Consider the following 20,499-nt stretch of genomic DNA (forward strand, 5'->3'; position numbering starts at 1 on the left):
GATGCGCAATGTCCCTATCTGTGCACAGATCAGGGTTACCGGTTCAAATATCAAATTAAATTTCGCCCATGTTGGGATTGAGGCAGGAATGCAACCCCGGAATTACTTGCTTTACGATGTGTTTACGACCGTGCGACTGGCCGGCAACCCGCTGGCCGTGGTGTTGGATTGCAAAGGTCTGGACACGGCAGCGATGCAGGCCATCGCGCGCGAATTCAACCTGTCCGAGACGGTCTTCGTGCTGCCGCCGGACAATCCCAAGCATAAAAACCGCATCCGCATCTTCACGCCGGACTATGAAATGCCGTTCGCCGGCCACCCGACAGTTGGCTCGGCAATCGCGCTGGCCGACCTGGCTGGCGAAAGCGGGGCCGGCATCTTCGTGCTGGAGGAAAACATCGGCCCGGTGCGCTGCGCCGTCAGCAGGCATGACGGCGCCGCTTTCGCCGAATTCGACCTGGCGAAATTGCCGGAGCCGTTGAAGCTAGAGGCCGATCCGCAGGCGATCGGCGCCGCCCTCGGCCTGGCGCCGCATGAGATCGGCTTCGAGAATCACCGCGTCGCCTTCTGGTCGGCGGGCGTGCCCTATGTGACCATTCCTGTCGCCAATCTCGAAGCGGCGGGCCGCATCCGGCTGGACAACCAGGCCTGGTCGGAACTGGCGCCGCGCAAGAGCGAGTGGGCCTTCGCCAGCCCCTATGTCTATTGCCGCGAGACGTTGAACCATGAAAGCGCCTTCCATGTGCGCATGATCGTGCCGGGCACGCCTTCCTATGAAGATCCGGCGACCGGTTCGGCAGCGGCGGCCTTTGCCGGCGCCATCATGCATTTCGATGCTCCCACGGATGGCATTTCGCAGCTGTGGATCGAGCAGGGGCTGGAGATGGGCCGGCCGTCGCGCATCCGCCTGGAGCTGACAGTGCAGGGCGGAAAACTGGCCTCGGCGCGCATTGGCGGCCATGCGGTCAAGGTGGCGGAAGGCAGGCTGTTCGTCTGATCGCAGGAAGGGTTTGTCGATTTGTCGGGAAATGATTCCGGCAGGGCTAGACATGACCGATGGTGGCGGCTATATGCCCGCCAACGCCGGTTTTTGCCGGCCGAGTGGGTGCGTAGCTCAGTTGGTAGAGCAGCTGACTCTTAATCAGCGGGTCCACAGTTCAATCCTGTGCGCACCCACCAAATTCCTTGAAGACTTGGTGGAAAGACCCTGAAAGCGAGATGCGTTTGGCGCGTCTCGGGCCATGCGCGTGACTGCGGTCCTTTAACCGGCGGCGGTGCTTGGTTCTCGTGGCGATCTAACCGCGTCGAAAAATGCGGCTCAGAGACCTGCCGAATCGAAAAACGATGGTCTCTTCCACGCTTGCAGCTTCGTTGGCATCAATTTCGCCTTTGCTGCCCGAGAAATCGCTGATGAGCCACCAGAAGAAGACCAGGAAAACAACGAAAATGGCAGTGTCGATCGGGCCATAACTTGAATATCGCTGTGACGAAGCACAGCAGCGACCGCTACGGCGATAGACACCGCAGCTGCAACGGGATGAAGCTTTTTCATCCTCCAAATCTATTCCAGAATCCGAACCGCAGGAAGATGCCGATCACACCGGCGTCTGTGCTTGGGCGTTGTCCGCACCGGAGCCGGCGATTACTTCTCCGACACCCCCGCCTCGGCAAAGCTTGCCATCCTCGCATGGCACTCCAGCGCCGAGCGGACGATGTTGACGGCCAGGCAGGCACCGGAGCCTTCGCCGAGCCGCATGCCAAGATCGAGCAGCGGCGGCAGGCCGAGTGCTTCGAGCAGGCTGCGATGGCCCGATTCGGCCGAAACATGGGCCGCGATGGTGTGGGAGAGGCCAGTCGGATGCAGCCTGGCCAGCGGGGCGGCGGCAGCCGTACAGACGAAGCCATCGAGCAGCACGGGTATGCCCAAATGACGGGCGGCCAGCGTGGCGCCGAAGATGGCGGCGAGTTCGCGCCCGCCGAGTGCCGCGGCGATGCCCAGCGGATCGGCGAGGGCTGCGGCGTGCCGCTTGAGGCCGGCTTCGATGGCGACCACTTTGCGCTTCAGGCCGGCGTCGTCGACGCCGGTGCCGCGCCCGGTCCATTTTTCCGCCCCACCGCCGAATAGCGCCGCCGAAATGGCGGCCGCCGGCGTGGTGTTGCCGATGCCCATTTCACCAAAGCAGACCAGGTCGAGGTCTTTCGTTACGGCGTCATAGCCCGCTGAGACGGCGGCGAGAAAGGCCTTCTCGTCCATTGCCGGCACTTGGGTGAAGTCGCCGGTGGGATGGTCGAGGTCGAGCGGGATGACATCGAGCTCGGCGCCGGCGATGCGGGCAAGCTGGTTGATGGCGGCACCGCCGCCGGCGAAGTTCGCCACCATCTGCACGGTGACCTCGGAGGGATAGGCCGACACGCCTTGAGCGGTGACGCCGTGATTGCCGGCGAAGACGAAGATTTTCACCCGGTCGAGCTTGGGCATGTCACGGCCCTGCCAGCGCGCCAGCCAGGCGGCGATGGTTTCCAGCCGGCCGAGGCTGCCTTGCGGCTTCGTCAGCGTGTCCTGGCGGGTGGCAACGGCTTTGGCGGCTGTATCGCTGCCGGCAGGCAGGTCGAGGCAGGCGGCGCGCAATTCATCGAGGGATTTGAAAGGCATGGGGGCAAGGTCTCCGGAAGGGAATCAAGTCGAAGGGAATCAGGAAAGCGCAACGGAGGCGACGAGAAGCACCGCGATTTCACTCACCTGCTGCAAGGCTCCGATCGTGTCGCCGGTCTGGCCACCGATCTGGTTGAGGCAAAGGGCGTGGAAGGCGGCAAAGAACAGGCCGAGCAGGATCAGCGCGGCGATGGCGCCGCCGGCCCCGAGCAAGAGGAGCGGGATCGCGCCAAGCACGGCGCCGGCGATCGCGGTTTCAAGCGAGACGGTGCCGGCGCCGGCCGAGAGGCCGTCGGTGCGCGCCGGCGGCAACAGATGCATGAAGGCGCCCAGTACGCCCCGCGATGCCGCGTGCGCGGCAACAAGGGCAAAGAGCGCCTGGGTGGGATCCACCAGTTCCGAAAGCACGTTCCAGCGAATCAGCAGCGACAGGGCCAGCGCCATGGCGCCATAGGCGCCGATGCGGCTGTCGCGCATGATGTCGAGTTTGCGGCCGCGCGACTTGCCGCCGCCAAAGCCGTCGGCGACGTCGGACAGTCCATCCTCGTGCAGACATCCGGTGGTGATCACGGTTGCCACGAGGGCAAGTGCTGCCGCCGGCCCCATGGCAAGGCCGAATCGTTCCGCCGTGGCAAAGACGATGGCGCCGATCAGCCCGACGACGAGGCCAGCGACCGGCGCGGCCCAGATCGCGGCGGCGAGGCCGCGACCGCGAAAGTCGAGGTCGGGCAGCGGCAGGCGGGTGAAAAAGACCAGGCAAAGCGCGACGTCGTCGAGGATTTGCCGGGGCGAAAGGGTCAAATTCGGGAGCTTCACGCGCTGGCCCTCGCTATCGCATGGAAGAAGGTACCGCTGACACGACCACGCCGGTAGCCGGAAGCGCCGATCGGATTGCCCTGGCCGTCGGCAAGGTCGGCCAGAGGCTCGTCATTGCCGGTGGCCGTCATCTGCGCATAGTGGAATTCATGGCCGCGGATCAGCGCGCCTTGAACCCCCAGCGGGCAATCGGCGCGCAGCCGCGCCTCGCGATAGCCGAGATTCATCTTTCGCTTGGCGAAGCTGGTGGCGTGTCCGAGCAGGCCGAGCATGCGATGCGTTTCGCCGGCAGCATCCTCCAGCGCTTCGCCAAGCACCATGAAGCCGCCGCATTCGCCATGGACGGGCCTGGTCGCGGCGAAATGCGCCATTCCGGTGTGGAAATTCGCAGCGGCGGCAAGCTTGCCGGCGTGAAGCTCGGGATAGCCGCCGGGCAGCCAGCAGACATCGCAGCTATCGTCGGGCGCCTCATCGGCAAGCGGCGAGAACCGAACGATCTCCGCGCCGGCCTTGCGCCAATAGGCTGCGACATGCGGGTAGAGGAAAGTGAAGGCGGCATCCTCGGCAAGCGCGATACGTTGACCGGGGGGCCGCAGCGCATCGCCAAAATCGCCGGCCGCCGGGGCGAGGGGCGTCGCCAGCCTCATCACGGCATCGAGGTCGAGCGATTTCTCCGCCATGTCGGCCAGCCGGTCGAGATGCGCCATCAGATCGTCATACTCGCCGGCCTGGACGAGGCCGAGATGGCGCTCGGGCAGGTTCAGCGTAGGGTCGCGTAAAATGGCGCCGACAACGGGCAGGCCGATCGCCTCGATGGCGTCGCCGGACAGGCGGCGATGGCGTTCGCTGCCCAGCCGGTTGAGCACGACGCCGGCCATGCGCACATGCGGATCGTAGGTGGCGAACCCCTTGGCGACAGCGGCCGCTGTAGTCGACTGGCCCGACACGTCGAGGACCAGCAGCACCGGCAGGCCGTAGAGCCGGGCAAGGTCGGCGGCAGAGCCGGTTCGCCCCGGCGCGGCCGGAATGCCGTCGAACAGGCCCATGGCGCTTTCGAGGATGACGAAATCGGTGTCGTCGGCCTGTTGCGCGGCCAGCGCATTGAGCAGCGACGGCGGCATCGCCCAGCTGTCGAGATTGACGCCGGAAAGGCCGGTGGCGGCGGTGTGGAAGCCGGGGTCGATATAGTCGGGGCCGGATTTGGCGCCGCGCACCTTCAGGCCGCGCCGGGCGAGCGCGCGCAAGATACCGATGGTGACGCTAGTCTTGCCCGAGCCGGAGCGCGGCGCGCCGATGATGATGGCGCGGGCGGTCATGCCTGCCCCGTCAATGCGGCGCGCATGGCGACTATGCCGCCGACGACGATCAGCGCCGGCGAGGTCAGCCCGGCGGCGGCTGCTTCCTCGGCGATTGTGGCGAGCGTGGCGACGACGGTCCGCTCCTGCGGCGTGGTGGCGGCGACGATCACCGCCGCCGGCGTCGACGGCGCCAGCCCGCCATCGAGCAGAGCTGCCGCGATCAAAGGCAAATTGGCCATGCCCATATAGACCACGACAGGCTGGCCGGTGCGGGCGATCGCCGCCCAGTCGATATCGTCGTCAGTGCCGGCGGCGTGGCCGGTCGCCAGGATCACAGCCTTGTTGATGCCGCGCATGGTGGCCGGGATGCCGGTTGCAGCGAGCGCGCTGAGGCCGGATGTCAGGCCCGGCAGCACGCGGAAGGGGATGTTTTCGCGTGCGAGTGCCAAGGCTTCTTCGCCGCCACGGCCGAAAATATAGGGATCGCCGCCCTTGAGCCTGATAACGCGGCGGCCTGCGCGCGCCAGCCGGACCAGCAGAGCGGTGATGTCATCCTGCTTCATCGAGGGCTGGCCGCCGCGCTTGCCGGCAAAGAACAGCTCGGCGCTTGCGGCAACGGCGACGACGTCAGGTGAAACCAGAGCGTCGTAGACCAGCGCATCCGCTTCGGCCAAAGCCGCCAGCACTTCCAGCGTCAGGCAGCCGGGGTCGCCGGGGCCGGCCCCGGCCAGCCAGACATGGCCCGGCTCCAGCGGGTGCGGCTTGAAATTCAGCCGCGAAAAGGCCCGTTCGAGCGTGGCGTTGCCGCCGTTGTTTTTGGTGTTGCCGCTCACAATCCGTCCCGTCCGCGAAAACGCCGCTGGTAGTGGGCGTCGTACAATGAACTTTCGCCAAAACCTTCCGCTGCCAGCGAGCGGCCGACGAAGATGATCGCGGTGCGCTCCATCGGATCGGCGGCAAGCCGTGCCTCGATCGTTTCCAGCGTACCGGTCAGCACCCGCTCGTCCGGCCAGGAGGCGCGGAAGACGATCGCCACCGGACAATCGCCGCCATAATGCGGCGTCAATTCGGCGACGACGCGGTCGATGGCGTGGATGGCCAGATGAATGGCGAGCGTCGCGCCGGTGCGGCCGAAGCCGGCCAGCGTTTCGCCCGGCGGCATTTTTGAAGCACGTCCGGAAACGCGGGTCAGCACCAGGCTTTGCGCGACTTCGGGAATGGTCAGCTCGCGGCGAAGTGCTGCGGCCGCGGCCGCGAAGGAGGGCACGCCCGGCGTCAGCGTGTAGGGGATGCCGTGCTTTTCCAGCCGGCGGATCTGTTCGGCAACGGCGCTCCACACCGACAGGTCGCCGGAATGCAGGCGGGCGACATCATGGCCCGATTTGTGTGCCTCGACATAGGCCGCTTCGATCTCGTCGAGCGACATCGGCGCGGTGTCGATCAGTTTCGTTCCCGGCGCGCAATGCTGCAGCAATTCAGGCGCGACGATCGAGCCGGCATGCAGGCAGACCGGGCAGCTTGCCAGGAACCTTGCGCCGCGCAGCGTGATGAGGTCGGCCGCACCCGGACCGGCGCCGATGAAATGAACGGTCATGGCGCGTCTCCGCTGATGGCGATGGCGCAGGTGACCGGGCCGAGCACGATGCGGGGGCCAAGCAGCTTCGCGCCGGCACCGGCCACGGCAAGGGCGGATGCTTCGGAAACCGAGGGCGTGCCGGCGACTTCTTGCGACAGGTCGGAGTGGCTCAGCGTGTCCCCTGCGGCGCCCCGAAGGGCCGCGTCATCGACGATGATGAGCGGAAGGTTCAACGCGCGGCCGGCGGCCGCAATCGCCGCTTCATCCTTCTTCGGTGCGGCAGTTGCCAGTGCGGAAAGCGCCGTCACGGCCAGCCCATGCGCTTCGAGAGCGGTTTCAATCGCGGCAAGCACGTCTTCAGCGCTCACGCCTTTGCGGCTGCCGATGCCTGCGACCATCATGGCTTCACCCAGCTCCATTGGGTGACCGGCATTGCCGGCCGCCAGGCCTGCATCGAGCCGACCGGAGATGCGCGAGAGATGTTTATCCGGGTAAGATAGCCGCCGAGCTTTGTGTGCTGCGCGAGAAGCAAGGCTTCCATCTCCAGCGTCACAGCGTTGACGACGAGCCGGCCGCCGGAACGCAGCGCCTTGATGGCAGCGTTCAACACGCCGGTATCGCTGCCGCCGCCGCCGATGAAGATCGCGTCCGGCGTGTCCAGTCTGGCCAGCGCCTTGGGCGCGCTGCCTTCCACCACGACAAGGCCGGGAACGCCACAGGCGGTGGCGTTGCGGTGGATGCGGGCGGCGCGGGTCGGATCGGCTTCGATGGCGATCGTGCGCATCAAGGGGTGCGCCAGCATCCATTCGATGCCGATGGAGCCCGAGCCGGCGCCGATGTCCCACAGCAATTCGCCGCGCCTCGGCGCCAGCGACGACAGGGTGATGGCGCGGATTTCGCGTTTGGTGATCTGGCCGTCATGGTCGAACAGGTGGTCGGCAAGACCAACCGAGAGCGGCAAGACGCGGGCTTGCGGGTTCGAATCAATTTCGATCGCCAGCACGTTGAGTGGATTGATGTTTTCGACGTCGAAGGCATCCGCGCGGGCGGCGCGCTGGTTCTCCTTTGGCCCGCCCAGCGCCTCAAGAACCGTCAACCGCGAGGCGCCGAAATCGAGTTCGGTGAGCAGGCGGGCAATTGCATCAGGCGCTTCGGCATCAGATGTCAGCGCCAGGATGCGCGCATTGGGCTGCAGCAACGGCCGGATCAGGTCGAGTGGCCGGCCATGCAGCGAGACGATCTCGATATCCTGCAGCGCCCAGCCAAGGCGGGCGGCCGCCAGCGAAACCGCCGACGGCGCGGGGATGACATGCATCTCCCGCGGCTTGACCTTGCGGGCGAGGGTGGCGCCGACGCCGTGGAAAAAAGGATCGCCGGAAGCGAGCACACAGACGTTTCTGCCGGCAAGCGCAAGCACATCGGCCATCCCGGCATCGAATGGCACCGGCCAGGGCCGTGGCTCGCCCTTGGCGAAGGATTCGACCAGCGCCAGATGCCGCTTGCCGCCGAAGATGATCTCGGCCTTGGCAATCCGCTGCTTGGCCTCGTCGCCGAGACCCGCTAAACCGTCCTCGCCGATGCCGATCACCGTCAGCCATTTCGGCCTGGCGCCGCGCGAACTTTCAGCAGGCATGATGACCCACCGCATTCTGATCCTCGGCGGCACCACGGAAGCCCGGCAACTGGCCGGCAAACTGGCGGTACGCGCCTCGGTCACGCTGTCGCTGGCCGGCCGCACGGAAACCCCGATCGCGCAAGGCGTGCCCGTGCGAAGTGGAGGCTTTGGCGGCGCCGAGGGGCTGGCCGCCTATCTCCGGGAGACCAGCACCGATCTGCTGATCGACGCCACACATCCTTACGCGGCGCGAATCTCCGCCAATGCCGCGCAAGCCGCGCGGCTGACCAGTGTGCCGATCCTTGCTTTGCTCCGCCCCGGCTGGGAGCCAGTCGAAGGCGACCGCTGGACGCTGGTCGATACAACAGGCGATGCCGTGCGAGCGCTTGGCCCGGCGCCGCGGCGCGTCTTCCTGGCGCTTGGCCGGCAAGAGGTTGCTGCCTTCGAAGCAGCCCCCCGGCATCACTATCTCATTCGCAGCGTCGATCCGGTCGAGCCGCAGCTGGCCGTGCCGGATGCGACCTATCTGCTGGCGCGGGGCCCGTTCCGTGAGTTGGACGAGCGCGCGTTGCTCCAAGAACAGCGAATTGAAGTCGTCGTCTCCAAGAACAGCGGCGGCGCTGCCACTTACGGCAAGATTGCCGCCGCGCGAGCGCTTGGCATCGAGGTGATCATGGTCCGCAGGCCGGCGTTGCCGGAGGTGCCTTCGGCTGAAACCGTCGATGAGCTCGCCGCGATGGTGGATCATTTCGTCGAGCCCGCTGCCGAGCGTGGCGTGTAGACCAGCGCCGGTTTGTCGCCGCGCTTGATGATACGGGTTTCCGGCGAGCCGATGATGATGCAGGTCGCCATGTCGGCCTTTTGCGCGTCGACATCGGCCAGCAGATAAACCTCGATGCGCTCGTCCGGACGGCCGGCGGCGCGGCCGAAAATGACTGGCGTGGTTCCGGGCAGGATCGCGGTCAGGCATTCGAAGGCGCGGCCAAGCTGCCAGGGGCGCGCCTTGCTGATCGGGTTGTAGAGCGCGATGACGAAGCCGGCGCCGGCCGCCGCCAGCAGACGCAGCTCGATCAGGTCCCACGGCTTCAGATTGTCGGACAGCGAAATGGCGCAGAAATCATGACCGAGCGGGGCGCCGATACGGGCGGCGACAGCGAGCATTGCGGTGATGCCAGGCACGACGGCCACATCGACCGCGCGCCATTCGGCCGGGCCGGCCTCGATCGCCTCGCAGACGGCCGCGGCCATGGCAAAGACGCCGGGATCGCCACCGGAAACCACGGCAACGTCGTGGCCCTCGGCGGCCTTGATCAAGGCATCCTTGGAGCGGGCGAGTTCCTCGCGGTTGTCGGACGCGACACGAGCCTGGTCCGGGCGCAGTTCGAGCCGGTCGAGATAGGGCTTGTAGCCATAGAAGAACTTCGCTTCGGCCACGGCGCGGCTGGCTTCAGGGGTGACCTGATCGGCATTGCCGGGCCCGAGACCGATGACGGTGAGACGGCCGCTCATGCCTGCGCTCCCAACGCCCCGGGCCGGCCGGACCAGCCGGCGACCAATATGATGGCGAAATAGGGCGCGTTGTCGTCCTGTTTGTCGGCGAGCTTCATCGAGACGCTGCCGGCCATGGTGCCGCGCTCGACATAGACGGCGCGGGTCAGCTTGCCGGTGGCTTCCAGCGCACGCCTGATCTTGGGCAGATTGCGGCCGACCTTCATGATGACGGCGGCATCGGTGTCGGCCAGCCGACGGGTCAACTCGAATTCGCTCATCGTGCCGGGCAGCACGGTCAGCACGTCATCGCCCTGGACGATCGGAACACCGGTCTGGGACCAGCAGCCGGACATAGCGGTGACGCCGGGAATGACCTCGGTCGGGAAACGATGGGCGAGACGCACATGCAGATGCATGTAGGAGCCGTAGAACAGCGGGTCGCCTTCGGACAGGACGGCAACCATTCGGCCTGCTTCGAGATGTTCGGCGACCTTTTGCGCCGACTCCTCGTAGAAACCGGTAATCTGCGAGCGATAGTCGTCGTGATCCTTGTCGATCTCGGTGGTGACGGGATAGAGCAGCGGCAGTTCCAGCATATCAGGGCGGAAGCGCGCCTCGACGATGGCACGCGCATTGCTGTTGTTGCCGCGCTTGGCGAAATAGGCGACGACATCGGCCTCGGCCAGGGCTCGCGCGGCCTTCAGCGTCAACAGTTCGGGGTCGCCGGGACCGGTGCCGACGCCAACGAGCTTGCCTTTGGGAAGCGCATTCACAGGCCGGGCCTCGCCAGGGAATTGAGCGCGGCGGCGGTCATGGCGCTGCCGCCGAGCCTGCCGCGCACGATGGCATAGGGCACGCCATAGGAATTCTCGGCCAGCGCATCCTTCGATTCGGCGGCGCCGACGAAGCCCACGGGCATGCCGATGATGGCCGCCGGCTTCGGTGCGCCGTCGCGCAGTTTCTCCAGGAGATAGAAGAGTGCGGTCGGCGCATTGCCGATGGCGACGACGGAGCCGGCCATGCGTTCGCCCCACAGGTCGATCGCAGCGGCGGAGCGGGTGTTGCCGATGGCTTTGGCAATGTCGTGCGTGCGCGGGTCGCGCAGTGTGCAGATCACCTCGTTGCCGGCCGGCAACCGGGCGCGGGTGACACCGTGCGAAACCATTTCCGCATCGCAGAAGATCGGCGCGGCGGCGGCAAGAGCGCTGCGCGCGGCGGTGACGAAGTCAGGCGAGAAAACGAAATGGCTCGATGCTTCGACCTGGCCGCAGGCATGGATCATGCGGATGGCGACATCGGCCTCGGCTTCGGAGAAGCGCGAAAGGTCCGCCTCGGCGCGGATGATGGCGAAGGAACGCTCGTAGATCGCCGTGCCGTCGTGGATGTAGTCGTAGGCGGCCATGCTCATTTCCGTTTTTTTAGTTTGGGCCTGTCGGTAAGTCTCGGCGATTGCCGCCGGCCCGAGCCTTGTCAGGCAAGCAGCGGCGGTCTCGCCCTGAAATCGTGCGCTGCGGATCACCGCCGCGACGCGACCGATGCCGCGCGCGGCGTCATAGCCCGGCCTGTAGCCGGCAGGAAGGGCCTTTGCCGTCGCGTTCACGACAAGTCCGGCTCCATTTTCGCCGCCGACGATTGTGAGCGCCGCCGGGCCGGGATGCGCGCAGCCCTTGGCGCAGCCGGAAACGTGCATGGTGAAGTCGAGGATGTCGGCGTTTTCGGCGGCGATCGTCTCGGCGATGTCACGGGTGGCGATGCGGCCGGAGGCGCAGGCCGGCGTGCCGGGGCAGGCGGCGATGCGCGTGCGCGGGTCGGCGGGGGAGGTGACGAAGCCGAGGCTGGCGGCAGTGGCTTGGAGAGACGGATCGGTGTCCGAGGGTTGGCCGAGGAAGAGCATCGCGCGGCCTGGGGCGAGGCGGATTTCGGTGGTGCCGAGGGTGAGGGCGTTTTTTGCGAGAGCGATGATTTTGTCGGCAGGCATGCTGCCGTAGGGAAGGGCAATGCCGAGGCTGAAAGTGTCGCCGGCCAATGGGAAACGGCCGATAGGTTTGCGCGAGGGGGAGATGTCCGGCAGGACAGAGGAGGGCGCCTCGCGCAAACTTGGCAAGCATAGCCAATCCGCAAGAGACACCAACTGCCTTTCCGACAAGTCTCTTGCGTGAGCCTCGCGGCCTTTCTCTGCGACCATCCTCAGCACTGCAACGGCAATGTCGCGCGCCGCGTCGTCGCTTACGGTGGCGAGCAGCTTCGCATTCTGCCCATCACCCGCAACAGACACCTGCCACCGAACCTCGGCACCATTCCGCACCGCCTTCAGCCGCGCATCGGCCGTCACCGCATCCAGCGTCAGCTGCCCGCCGCCGTCCACCACGACAGACACTTTCGGTCCCAGCCTTGGCGTCAGCCCAGCATCCTCGATCGCCGCCTTGACCCGCTCAGCCAGCGGTTGCGGATCGGCGATCTCCTGCGGGTCGATCCCCGCCAGCGGCCCCGTCTCGACCGGCACGCCGGTCCGCACCGCAATGCCCAGCGCATCGACTTCCGCTGCCAGCAGCGTTGCGCTGTCCTCCGTCAAGCCACGTATCTGCAAGCTGCCACGCGCTGTCACTTCCATGACGCCGTTGCCATGCCGCAGGGCGGATTCGGCCAGACCGATCAACAGCTTCGGCGACAATCCTTCAGAAGATGGGCCTCCGGCAACCGGGTTGAGCCGCACCAGCAGCCCATCGCCGGTCTGCATCGGCGCCGACAGGGCCGGACAGGCGCCGCGACGTGAGAAGGCGTTCATGCCGCCACTCCCAGCGCTTCGGCCTCGGCAATCAGCGCGGCGAGATCGTCGTCGATGGAATTGCGCAAGGGATGCCAGAGGCCGCGCCGGCGCGCCGACAGGAAACGCTCGGCAATGACTTTCGCGGCCGCCGGGTTTTCCCGAAGGATAAAGGCGCGGACTTCCGCGTCGCCGACATAGGCATCGTGCACGGCCTCGATCAGCGCGCCTGAAATGGCATGCGTGGTTTCGGCGAAGCCGACCAGCCGGTCGACCGTCTCGGCGAATTCGGAGGCGCCGCGCGGGCCGTGCCGCATCTGGCCTGATATGAAGCGCGCGTTGACGGCGCGGGCGCGCACCACGCGAGATACGGCCTCACCGACCGACCGCGGCTTCGGCTTTTGCGGGTCCGTCGTGTCGAGCACGATGACATCGGCATTCCGGCCAAGGGCGGCAAGCGCGGCCGAAAAACCGCCGATGAAGGCGACGTCGGCGGAGCCTTCGAGAATGTCGCGGCCGGGGTCGTCGCCGGTGTGGACTAGAAGATCGGCTTCCGCGATGCGGGTTTCAAACGCGCCCGGCGCCGAGATGCCTTCGCCGCCGGCGCCGCCATAGGCATGCGAGGTGGCGTCGAGATAGGCGCGGCCGATCTCTTCGCGCGCTGCCCAGTCGCCGTTGGACAGGAGATCCTCGACGCCAGCGCCATAGGTGCCGGGCGAGGTGCCGAAAATGCGCGGGCTAATCCTGCCGTCCGCTCGGGTCCGGGCCGCGAGCGGGTTTTCCGAATCGTCCTCGTCGCGGGCGGCGACGGCGTTGGCAGCGGCGTCGATCAGCGCGATCTGGGTCGGGAACATGTCACGGAACAGGCCCGATATGCGCCAGGTGACGTCGACGCGCGGGCGGCCGAGCGTGGCCGGCGGCAGCACTTCGATGCCGGTGATGCGGCCGGTGGCGGCATCCCATTGCGGCCGGCAACCCATCAGCGCCAGGCCTTGTGCGATCTCCTCGCCGCCGGTGCGCAGCGAGGCCGAGCCCCAGAGATCGATGACCAGCGAACGCGGCCAGTCGCCATGCGATTGCAGATAGCCGCGCACCACTTCTTCGGCCGCCGCCTTGCCCAGATCATAGGCGGTCGGCGTCGGCATGGTGCGGGGATCCGACGTGAACAGATTGCGGCCGGTGGGCAGCACGTCGGAGCGGCCACGCGTCGGCGCGCCGGCCGGGCCGGCCTTGACGTGGCGGCCGTCCAGCGCGGCAACCAGCGCTGACCTTTCAGCCTCGGCACTTTGGCGGCGCTTGGCGTCGGCCTCATCGTCGGGCGCGCGGCCGTAGATATGCAACCCGTCCTTGATGGCGAAGTCCTTGAGGTCGCAGAGCCAGGCATCGATGCGGCGCAGCGCCTCGTCGGGTGCGTCGGTCCCGGCGACACCGGCTTCTGCGGCGAGGCCGGTCTTTTGCGCCGTGTCGACGATCAGCTTGGCCAGGCGGTCGCGGCGGCGGCGGTCGAGGCCGTCGGCTTGGGCGTATTCGTCGACCAGGCGTTCGAGCCTGTGCTGATCCTCGTCCAGCCCGGCGCCGGTCAGCGGCGGCGGCAGATGGCCGAGGGTCACGGCGGCAATGCGTCGCTTGGCTTGTGCTGCCTCGCCGGGATTGGAGACGATGAAGGGATAGATCACGGGCAGGGCGCCGGTGACGATCTCGGGGAAGCAGCTTTGCGACAGCGCAACGGTCTTGCCCGGCAGCCATTCCAGCGTGCCATGAGCGCCGACATGAATCAGGGCATGCACACCCAGCGATTCGCGCAGCCACAGGCCGAAGGCGATCAGGGCGTGGCGCGGCGGCAGCGTTGGATCGTGGTAGTCGGCGCGGCGATCGGCGGAGCGGCCGCGGTCTGGGGCGAGGGCGACCGTAATGTTGCCGAAGGCGGCGGCGCGGAAGGGGAAGCTTGCTGAGGTCGTTTGTGAAGGTTGGCGCGAGGCGCCCCCCTCTGTCCTGATGTCCGGCAGGACAGAGGGGGGCGCCTCGCGCAAACCTGTCTTGTCTTCCGCTTTCCCCCACGCCGCCTCAACAGCAGTCATTGCCTCGACAGGCAGGTCTCGCGAAAGGTCGAGATACTCATCCACCCCCAACCCATCATCGCCCCGCTCCAGCAAATCCAGCAGTTCGCGCGGCGATTGCGGGATCCCTTCAACCGCATAGCCCTGTTCCTTCAGGTCATGCAGCATCGCCAACACGCTGGACGGCACGTCGAGGCCGACAGCATAGCCGGTACGGCCGGGAGCGCTTGGGTAATCCGGGATCAGAATGGCCAGCTTGCGTTCGGCGCGGGGCGTGTCCTGCAACTTGATGAAGGCTGCCACGCGGTCAGCCACCTGCGCGACACGATCCGGTTCCGGCCGGTTGGCGAAGGCGCGGTGGCCAAGCGCGGGATCGACATCGCTTTCGCCCTTGAAGGAAATCGCGCCGGCGAGGATGCGGCCGTCCAGTTCGGGTAGCACGACATGCATGGCGAGGTCGGCGGGCGCCAGGCCACGCTGGTTGTTCTCCCAGATGTCGCGGCGGGTGGTGGCGACGATGACCTGGAAGACCGGCACGCCGGCGCGGTCGAACAGGGTTTCGACGCCGGGCTCGGCGCCGGAGGCGAAGGCGGTCGCGGTGATGATGGCGGCGGGTCTGAGCGTGGCGAGCGCGGTTTCGACGAAGGCGAGTGACGCCCGGTCCTTGAGGCTGGAGACGAAGATGGGGACAGGCGTCATGCCGCGCGCGCTCAGCGCTTCAAAAAGCGCGTCGATCGGAGCGACGTCGGCGGCGAGAAGCATCGAGCGGTAGAAGAGAATGGGCACGACCTTTCCCTCGCCCTCGAGGGGGAGGGGGACGACGCCGCGGCCTGGCTCGTAGTAGCCGGCCTTCGGCACCGCCACCGGCTCAACCACAGCCGCGTCCTGCCCAGCCAGCCTGGCCAACCTCTGGACCAGCGCGCCCATATTGGCCGGGCCGCCCTCGCGGAAATAGCCGAGCAGGGCGTCCAATTCCCGGCGCGGCAGCGTCGAGGCTTCGATCAGCCTGATATCCTCGTCATGGCTTTCGCCCGGCAGCAGCGCCAGCTTGATGCCGCGCTCGCGGGCGGTCGAGGCCAGCTGGTCGCAGCCATAGCGCCACCAGTCGTAGCCGCCGAGGATGCGCACCAGGATGATCTTGGCGTGGCGGGCGACGCTGTCGACCCAGAGGTCGACGGACATCGGGTGGCGCAGGTCGCGCAGGGCCGCCAGCCGCATCGAGGGCAGGCGGGCGGCATCCGCCTTCCAGGCGGCCGCCAGTCCCGCGAGGTCGCTGTCGGTGAAGGACAGGGCCACGATATCCGCCGGCGTCTGCCGCAGATCGACCGGCTCGGCGAGATCGTCGAGCGAGGCGGAGGTCGTGGTGAGGATATGCATCGCGGCCCGTGTCTGAAATCAGCCGGCGAGTATACGCTCGATTGCCGGGCGGTTCAGCCCCTTGAGGCCGATGACGACCAGGCGCGAACGGCGGTCGTCCTCGGCGGTCCAGGCGCGGTCGTAGTAATGATTGACGCGCGGGCCGACGGCCTGCAGCAAGAGCCGCATCGGCTTGCCGCCGACCTCGACGAAGCCTTTCACGCGCAGCACGTTTTCCTGTTCGGCGGCGGCGGCGACGCGCTGTGCCAGTTCGTCCGGATTGGCGATCGAGGGAATGTCGACGATGAAGGTGTCGAAGTCGTCATGCTCGTGGTCGAAGGCGCCGTCATGATGCGACTTACGGTTCTCGATGTCGTCCTCGACGGCGAGACCGAGCCCGAGCAGCACGGAGGGATCGACCTTGCCATGCGAGGTCGGCACGATCTTCACGGCACGGGCGGAGTGTTCGCCGATGATGGCGTTGGCGCGGGCCGAGCCGGCGGCGTCCATCAGGTCGCTTTTCGACAAGATGATCAGGTCGGCGCAGGCGATCTGGTCCTCGAACAGTTCCTCGACCGGGTCGTCATGGTCGAGGCTGTCATCTTGCGCACGCTGCGCCTGCAGGGCGTCCATGTCGTTGGCGACGCGGCCTTCGGCCAGTGCGGGACCATCGACCACGGCGATGACGCCGTCGACGGTCACGCGGCTCTTCACTGTTGGCCACTGGAACGCCTGGACCAGCGGCTTGGGAAGAGCCAGGCCCGAGGTCTCGATCAGGATGTGGTCGACCTTCGGGTTGAGCGACAGGATCTGGTCGAGCGCCGGCACGAAATCGTCGGCCACGGTGCAGCAGATGCAGCCATTGGCGAGTTCGACGATGTTTTCCTCCGGGCAGGTGTCGATGCCGCAGCCCTTCAAAATCTCGCCGTCGATGCCGATGTCGCCGAACTCGTTGACGATGATCGCAATGCGCTTGCCGCCGGCGTTCTCCAGGAGATGGCGAACCAGCGTCGTCTTGCCGGCGCCGAGGAAGCCGGTGACGACGGTGCAGGGGACGCGGGTGACGGAAGCGCTCATGATCAGTCCTTCAACAAGTCGAGGGGAGGAATGCGGGCAACGAGGCCGCGCTTGAGAGAAGCAGGCCGGCCGCGCCATGGAATGAGGCCGTCCGTCGAGGTGGCGAAGAGTTTGGCGCCGGCGACGAGGTCGGCGCCGCTGGTCACGGTCAGGTCGCCGAAGACGTAGCTCCAGCAGCCGTCGCGCAGGATCGCGGCGCTCAGCCGGCGCTTGCAATTGCCGAGACATTCGACCGTGTGGATGCGGATGTTTCCATCAGATGCGGCGCGGCGCGTGTCGTCAGCCAAGAGTTCGCCGGCGCGGGGATGGGCGTCGGAGCCAGTCTCGTCGCGGCACGAGGCGCAGACGATCACCGTGACGCCGGCCAAGGCTTCGCCGTCGGCGGACGAATTGTCCTCTGTGCCAGCCGAAAAACTGCCGTTCTGGTCCAAAAAACCGGGCTCCTTGCCCGGAAACCCGCCGGGCGATCGGATTCTTTTGTCGCAGACGGCAGGTCTCCTGGCTCGCGGGTTATCGCCTTGGGTGCCGCCTTCCCGGGAACATCCCAGTGGCTTTTGGCCTTGGCTCGTCGCTTACAGTTGCGGGGACAGCCGCGGATTTGAGATTTTTCACCTCGCACCGCATTCCCTCTTAGCCCCTGCCGTTGCGGGCAAGGGACCGTCTGGAGCGGATTTAGGCTTTTGCAGGCAGCGGTGTCAACGCACGGCTACGACATGGCGATGTCGGCAAGCGCCAGGCCCAAATCGCCGGCAGGCGTCACTTCCATGCGTTCAAGGCCGAGCCAGCCCTGCATCTGCTTCAGTTCCTCGAAGAGCTGCGCGGCGGTCTCCGGCGGTGCCTTGGGCTCGGCGTAGGCGGCGTGGACGCGCAGGACGCTGGCAGGCCGGTCGGCCTTGAGGTCGACGCGCGCGACGATGCTATCGCCGAGCAGGAAGGGCAGGACGTAGTAGCCGTATTGGCGCTTCTCGGCGGGCGTATAGATCTCGATGCGGTAGTGGAAATCGAACAGCCGCTCCGAGCGCGAGCGCTCGAAGACGACTGGGTCGAACGGTGCCAGCAAGGCGCGGGCCTCGATCTTCCGGGGCAGGCGGGCGTCCTTATGAAGGTAGGCCGGCTTGTCCCAGCCTTCGACGCGCACCGGCAGCAGTTCACCCAACTCGACCAGTTCCTCCAGCCGGCCTTTCATGTCGGCCGGCGACAGCCGGAAGTAGTCGCGCAAATCGCCTGATGTCGCCACCCCGTGGGCGCGCGCGGAAATGCGCAGCAATTCGCGGTGCGCGTCCTCGGCGGCCGGCACGGGCAGATCGAGGATCGCCTGCGGCAGCACGCGCTCCGGCAGATCATAGAAGCGCTCGAAGCCGCGGCGGTGCGCCGTGGTGATGCGGCCGGCCCAGAACAGCCATTCGAAAGCGTGCTTGGCATGGCTCCAGCCCCACCAGCCTCCCGAACCTTTCTGGCCTTCCAGCGCCGAAGCCGCGATCGGGCCGCGCGCGGCGACCTCGCGGTAGATCTCTTCTATGTAGGCGGCATGCTCGCGGCCCCATTTGGCCAGGCCCAGATACATCTCGTCGCCCTGTTCGGCGCGTTGCATGCGCCAACGCATCAGCGGGTAGGTCTCGACCGGCAGGAACGAGGCCTCATGCGCCCAGTATTCGAAGACCGTGCGCTTGCGCGTCACGGCGGCATTGTCGAGCAGCGCGAGCGGGTAGGGGCCGAGCCGCGAATAGAGCGGCATGTAATGCGCGCGCACCACCGCGCTGACGGAATCGATCTGCAGCAGGCCGGTGCGGGCGAGCACACGGGCAAAGTGGCGGCGATCGGGTGTGCCATTTGGCCGGGGATCGAGAAATCCCTGTGCGGCGAGAGCGATGCGCCGGGCCGCGGCAAGCGAGATCTTTTCCTTCATGCAGCTGTCACTCTAAGGGCGTTTCGACCGAGGTCCGACGGGTGATTCCAGCCCATGCTAGCAGGGTTTTTGCGGCAACCCTGTCAGGAGAGAAAAGTGGAGTAAAAAGAGAAGGAAATCAAACAGGAGCGGATCGGACCAGTTTCTCCGGATATGCCGTCCAGGCCGGCGTTTTGAACAAGGTTTGACTTGCTTCGCTGGAAGTGCTGCGCTAACCCTCGCCGCGTTGCAGCATAGGCCCCTTAAAACGGTTCAGCGGTTAATCTGTCACGCTTCCGCATTAAGGTCCGGTGCTGTAATCAAAGTGGATTGGCGCCAACGGAAAGCCGCTGCATGAACGCACTTCTCAGTTCGTACCTGCCCATCGTCCTGTTCATCGGCGTGGCGCTGGTCGTCGGCCTGGCGCTGCTGGCCGCACCGTTCCTGGTGGCCTACCGCAATCCCGATCCCGAAAAGCTTTCCGCCTACGAGTGCGGTTTCAACTCGTTCGACGATGCCCGCATGAAATTCGACATCCGCTTCTACCTGGTGTCGATCCTGTTCATCATCTTCGATCTGGAGGTGGCCTTCCTGTTTCCCTGGGCCGTGTCCTTCTCGAAGATCGGCATGCTCGGTTTCTGGTCGATGATGGTGTTTTTGGCAGTGCTGACCATCGGCTTTGCCTATGAATGGAAAAAAGGAGCGCTGGAATGGGATTGAACGACAGTTCAGGCACCCTCGTCGCGCCGAAGCCGAAGGGCATCATCGATCCCAACACCGGTCGGCCGGTGGGGGAGGACGATCCCTTCTTCCTCGAAATCAACAATGAGCTCGCCGACAAGGGGTTCCTGGTCACCTCGACCGAGGCGCTGATCACCTGGGCGCGCAGCGGCTCGCTGATGTTCATGACCTTCGGTCTGGCATGCTGCGCAGTCGAGATGATCCACACCTCGATGCCGCGCTATGACTCGGAGCGCTTCGGTGTCGCGCCGCGCGCGTCGCCGCGCCAGTCCGACATCATGATCGTCGCCGGCACGCTGACCAACAAGATGGCGCCGGCGCTGCGCAAGGTCTACGACCAGATGCCCGAGCCGCGCTACGTCATCTCGATGGGCTCCTGCGCCAATGGCGGCGGCTACTACCACTATTCCTATTCGGTGGTGCGCGGCTGCGACCGCGTCGTGCCGGTCGACATCTATGTGCCCGGCTGCCCGCCGAGCGCCGAAGCTTTGCTCTACGGCATTCTTCTCCTGCAGAAGAAAATCCGCCGCACCGGCACGATCGAACGGTAAATCCATGGCCGCATCCCTTAGCGAACTGTCGACCTATCTCGGCGAAAGGCTGATTGGTCGCGTCAATGACGCGGTGCTCGCCTATGGCGAGCTGACCATCCATGTCGAGCCGCGCGACCTCATCGAAGTCATGACCTTCCTGCGCGACGATGCGCGCTGCCAGTTCATCTCGATCATAGATGTCTGCGGCGCCGACTATCCGTCGCGGGCCAAGCGCTTCGACGTCGTCTATCACTTGTTGTCGCCGAAACAGAATGTGCGCATCCGCGTCAAGGTGCAGGCCGACGAGGAGACGATGGTGCCCTCGATCACCGGCGTTTATCCTGGCGCCGACTGGTTCGAGCGCGAGACCTACGACCTCTATGGCGTGCTGTTCTCGGGCCATCCCGACCTGCGCCGCCTTTTGACCGACTATGGTTTCGAAGGCCATCCGCTGCGCAAGGATTTTCCGCTGACCGGTTTTGTCGAAGTGCGTTACGACGACGAAGCCAAGCGCGTCATCTACGAGCCGGTCGAGCTCAAGCAGGAATTCCGCAATTTTGATTTTCTCTCGCCATGGGAAGGGACGGATTACGTCCTGCCGGGCGATGAAAAAGCCAAGACGAATTGAGGCGCCAGA

20 protein-coding genes, 1 tRNA gene, 1 pseudogene and 1 riboswitch are annotated in these 20,499 nt (G+C 66.1%); of the genes and pseudogenes, 6 read left to right on the forward strand and 16 right to left on the reverse strand.

The annotated features are described in order from the left end of the window. Positions 1 to 88 precede the first annotated feature (88 nt). Together CK228_RS07160 and CK228_RS07165 are read left to right on the forward strand one after the other, a co-directional pair. Positions 89 to 997 carry a PhzF family phenazine biosynthesis protein gene (locus CK228_RS07160; RefSeq protein WP_095787362.1) on the forward strand — a complete coding sequence of 303 codons (909 nt, stop codon included), beginning with the start codon at positions 89 to 91 and terminating at the stop codon, positions 995 to 997. A 106-nt stretch (positions 998 to 1,103) separates the two neighbouring features. Continuing rightward, a tRNA-Lys gene (locus CK228_RS07165) sits at positions 1,104 to 1,179 on the forward strand. 139 nt (positions 1,180 to 1,318) lie between these two features. On the opposite strand, the gene CK228_RS34640 is transcribed toward CK228_RS07165, so the two are convergent. The 8 genes from CK228_RS34640 to cbiE all read right to left on the reverse strand — a co-directional run bounded on the left by CK228_RS34640 (position 1,319) and on the right by cbiE (position 7,976). Beyond that, positions 1,319 to 1,552: a hypothetical protein gene (locus CK228_RS34640; RefSeq protein WP_143750576.1), complete on the reverse strand. Its 234-nt coding sequence runs from the start codon at positions 1,550 to 1,552 to the stop codon at positions 1,319 to 1,321. Between the two features lie 90 nt (positions 1,553 to 1,642). Further along, positions 1,643 to 2,653: a nicotinate-nucleotide--dimethylbenzimidazole phosphoribosyltransferase gene (gene cobT / locus CK228_RS07170; protein WP_095787363.1), complete on the reverse strand. Its 1,011-nt coding sequence runs from the start codon at positions 2,651 to 2,653 to the stop codon at positions 1,643 to 1,645. A gap of 39 nt (positions 2,654 to 2,692) precedes the next feature. After that, on the reverse strand, positions 2,693 to 3,469 hold the full coding sequence (gene cobS, locus CK228_RS07175) for an adenosylcobinamide-GDP ribazoletransferase (protein WP_095787364.1): 777 nt from the start codon (positions 3,467 to 3,469) through the stop codon (positions 2,693 to 2,695). Continuing rightward, on the reverse strand, positions 3,466 to 4,785 hold the full coding sequence (locus tag CK228_RS07180; protein ID WP_095787365.1) for a cobyrinate a,c-diamide synthase: 1,320 nt from the start codon (positions 4,783 to 4,785) through the stop codon (positions 3,466 to 3,468). Before CK228_RS07180 ends, cobS begins: the two co-directional genes overlap by 4 nt. After that, positions 4,782 to 5,600 (reverse strand): uroporphyrinogen-III C-methyltransferase, encoded by an 819-nt coding sequence (gene cobA / locus CK228_RS07185; RefSeq protein ID WP_095773034.1) that lies wholly within the window; start codon positions 5,598 to 5,600, stop codon positions 4,782 to 4,784. Before cobA ends, CK228_RS07180 begins: the two co-directional genes overlap by 4 nt. Beyond that, on the reverse strand, positions 5,597 to 6,361 hold the full coding sequence (gene cobM, locus CK228_RS07190; protein WP_095787366.1) for a precorrin-4 C(11)-methyltransferase: 765 nt from the start codon (positions 6,359 to 6,361) through the stop codon (positions 5,597 to 5,599). The genes cobA and cobM overlap by 4 nt, the downstream gene beginning before the upstream one ends. Further along, a complete protein-coding gene (locus tag CK228_RS07195) occupies positions 6,358 to 6,744 on the reverse strand; it encodes a cobalamin biosynthesis protein (RefSeq protein WP_095787564.1) in 387 nt (128 codons plus the stop codon). Before CK228_RS07195 ends, cobM begins: the two co-directional genes overlap by 4 nt. Further along, entirely contained in the window at positions 6,741 to 7,976 is a 1,236-nt protein-coding gene (gene cbiE / locus CK228_RS07200) for a precorrin-6y C5,15-methyltransferase (decarboxylating) subunit CbiE (RefSeq protein WP_095787563.1), read from the reverse strand. Before cbiE ends, CK228_RS07195 begins: the two co-directional genes overlap by 4 nt. A gap of 1 nt (position 7,977) precedes the next feature. Between cbiE and CK228_RS07205 the strand changes: the two genes are divergently transcribed. Next, the gene (locus tag CK228_RS07205) at positions 7,978 to 8,739 is read left to right on the forward strand and encodes a cobalt-precorrin-6A reductase (RefSeq protein ID WP_095787565.1); all 762 of its coding nucleotides are present in this window, start codon (positions 7,978 to 7,980) and stop codon (positions 8,737 to 8,739) included. Here CK228_RS07205 and CK228_RS07210 read toward each other — a convergent pair. The 8 genes and pseudogenes from CK228_RS07210 to CK228_RS07245 form a co-directional block, all read right to left on the reverse strand. Continuing rightward, on the reverse strand, positions 8,703 to 9,467 hold the full coding sequence (locus tag CK228_RS07210; protein WP_095787367.1) for a precorrin-3B C(17)-methyltransferase: 765 nt from the start codon (positions 9,465 to 9,467) through the stop codon (positions 8,703 to 8,705). The two genes, CK228_RS07205 and CK228_RS07210, sit on opposite strands and share 37 nt — an antisense overlap. Further along, positions 9,464 to 10,222, reverse strand: coding sequence for a precorrin-2 C(20)-methyltransferase (locus CK228_RS07215; RefSeq protein WP_095787368.1), 759 nt, complete (start codon positions 10,220 to 10,222; stop codon positions 9,464 to 9,466). The genes CK228_RS07210 and CK228_RS07215 overlap by 4 nt, the downstream gene beginning before the upstream one ends. Then, a complete protein-coding gene (locus CK228_RS07220) occupies positions 10,219 to 10,851 on the reverse strand; it encodes a precorrin-8X methylmutase (protein WP_095787566.1) in 633 nt (210 codons plus the stop codon). Before CK228_RS07220 ends, CK228_RS07215 begins: the two co-directional genes overlap by 4 nt. A gap of 6 nt (positions 10,852 to 10,857) precedes the next feature. Then, positions 10,858 to 12,234 (reverse strand): annotated as a pseudogene (gene cobG, locus CK228_RS07225) (precorrin-3B synthase); the annotation flags it as partial. Then, positions 12,231 to 15,647, reverse strand: coding sequence for a cobaltochelatase subunit CobN (cobN, locus tag CK228_RS07230; RefSeq protein ID WP_095787369.1), 3,417 nt, complete (start codon positions 15,645 to 15,647; stop codon positions 12,231 to 12,233). The pseudogene cobG and the gene cobN, both read right to left, overlap by 4 nt. Positions 15,648 to 15,665: 18 nt before the next feature. Next, entirely contained in the window at positions 15,666 to 16,703 is a 1,038-nt protein-coding gene (gene cobW, locus CK228_RS07235; RefSeq protein WP_095787370.1) for a cobalamin biosynthesis protein CobW, read from the reverse strand. A gap of 2 nt (positions 16,704 to 16,705) precedes the next feature. After that, positions 16,706 to 17,134, reverse strand: coding sequence for a DUF1636 family protein (locus tag CK228_RS07240; RefSeq protein WP_095773119.1), 429 nt, complete (start codon positions 17,132 to 17,134; stop codon positions 16,706 to 16,708). Positions 17,135 to 17,173: 39 nt separating this feature from the next. Next, a riboswitch (cobalamin riboswitch) is annotated at positions 17,174 to 17,380 on the reverse strand. A gap of 29 nt (positions 17,381 to 17,409) precedes the next feature. Continuing rightward, entirely contained in the window at positions 17,410 to 18,609 is a 1,200-nt protein-coding gene (locus CK228_RS07245; protein ID WP_095787371.1) for a winged helix-turn-helix domain-containing protein, read from the reverse strand. 333 nt (positions 18,610 to 18,942) lie between these two features. On the opposite strand from CK228_RS07245, the gene CK228_RS07250 reads away from it, so the two are divergent. Genes CK228_RS07250 through CK228_RS07260 form a run of 3 tightly spaced genes read left to right on the forward strand, consistent with a single transcriptional unit; the run spans position 18,943 to position 20,490 of the window. Beyond that, positions 18,943 to 19,308, forward strand: a complete 366-nt coding sequence (locus tag CK228_RS07250; RefSeq protein ID WP_010910112.1) for an NADH-quinone oxidoreductase subunit A — start codon at positions 18,943 to 18,945, stop codon at positions 19,306 to 19,308. Continuing rightward, on the forward strand, positions 19,299 to 19,880 hold the full coding sequence (locus tag CK228_RS07255) for an NADH-quinone oxidoreductase subunit B (protein WP_015317338.1): 582 nt from the start codon (positions 19,299 to 19,301) through the stop codon (positions 19,878 to 19,880). The genes CK228_RS07250 and CK228_RS07255 overlap by 10 nt, the downstream gene beginning before the upstream one ends. A 4-nt stretch (positions 19,881 to 19,884) precedes the next feature. Next, positions 19,885 to 20,490, forward strand: a complete 606-nt coding sequence (locus CK228_RS07260) for an NADH-quinone oxidoreductase subunit C (RefSeq protein ID WP_095787372.1) — start codon at positions 19,885 to 19,887, stop codon at positions 20,488 to 20,490. Positions 20,491 to 20,499 lie beyond the last annotated feature (9 nt).

It is taken from the genome of Mesorhizobium sp. WSM4312 (assembly GCF_002294875.1).
Lineage (GTDB): Bacteria > Pseudomonadota > Alphaproteobacteria > Rhizobiales > Rhizobiaceae > Mesorhizobium.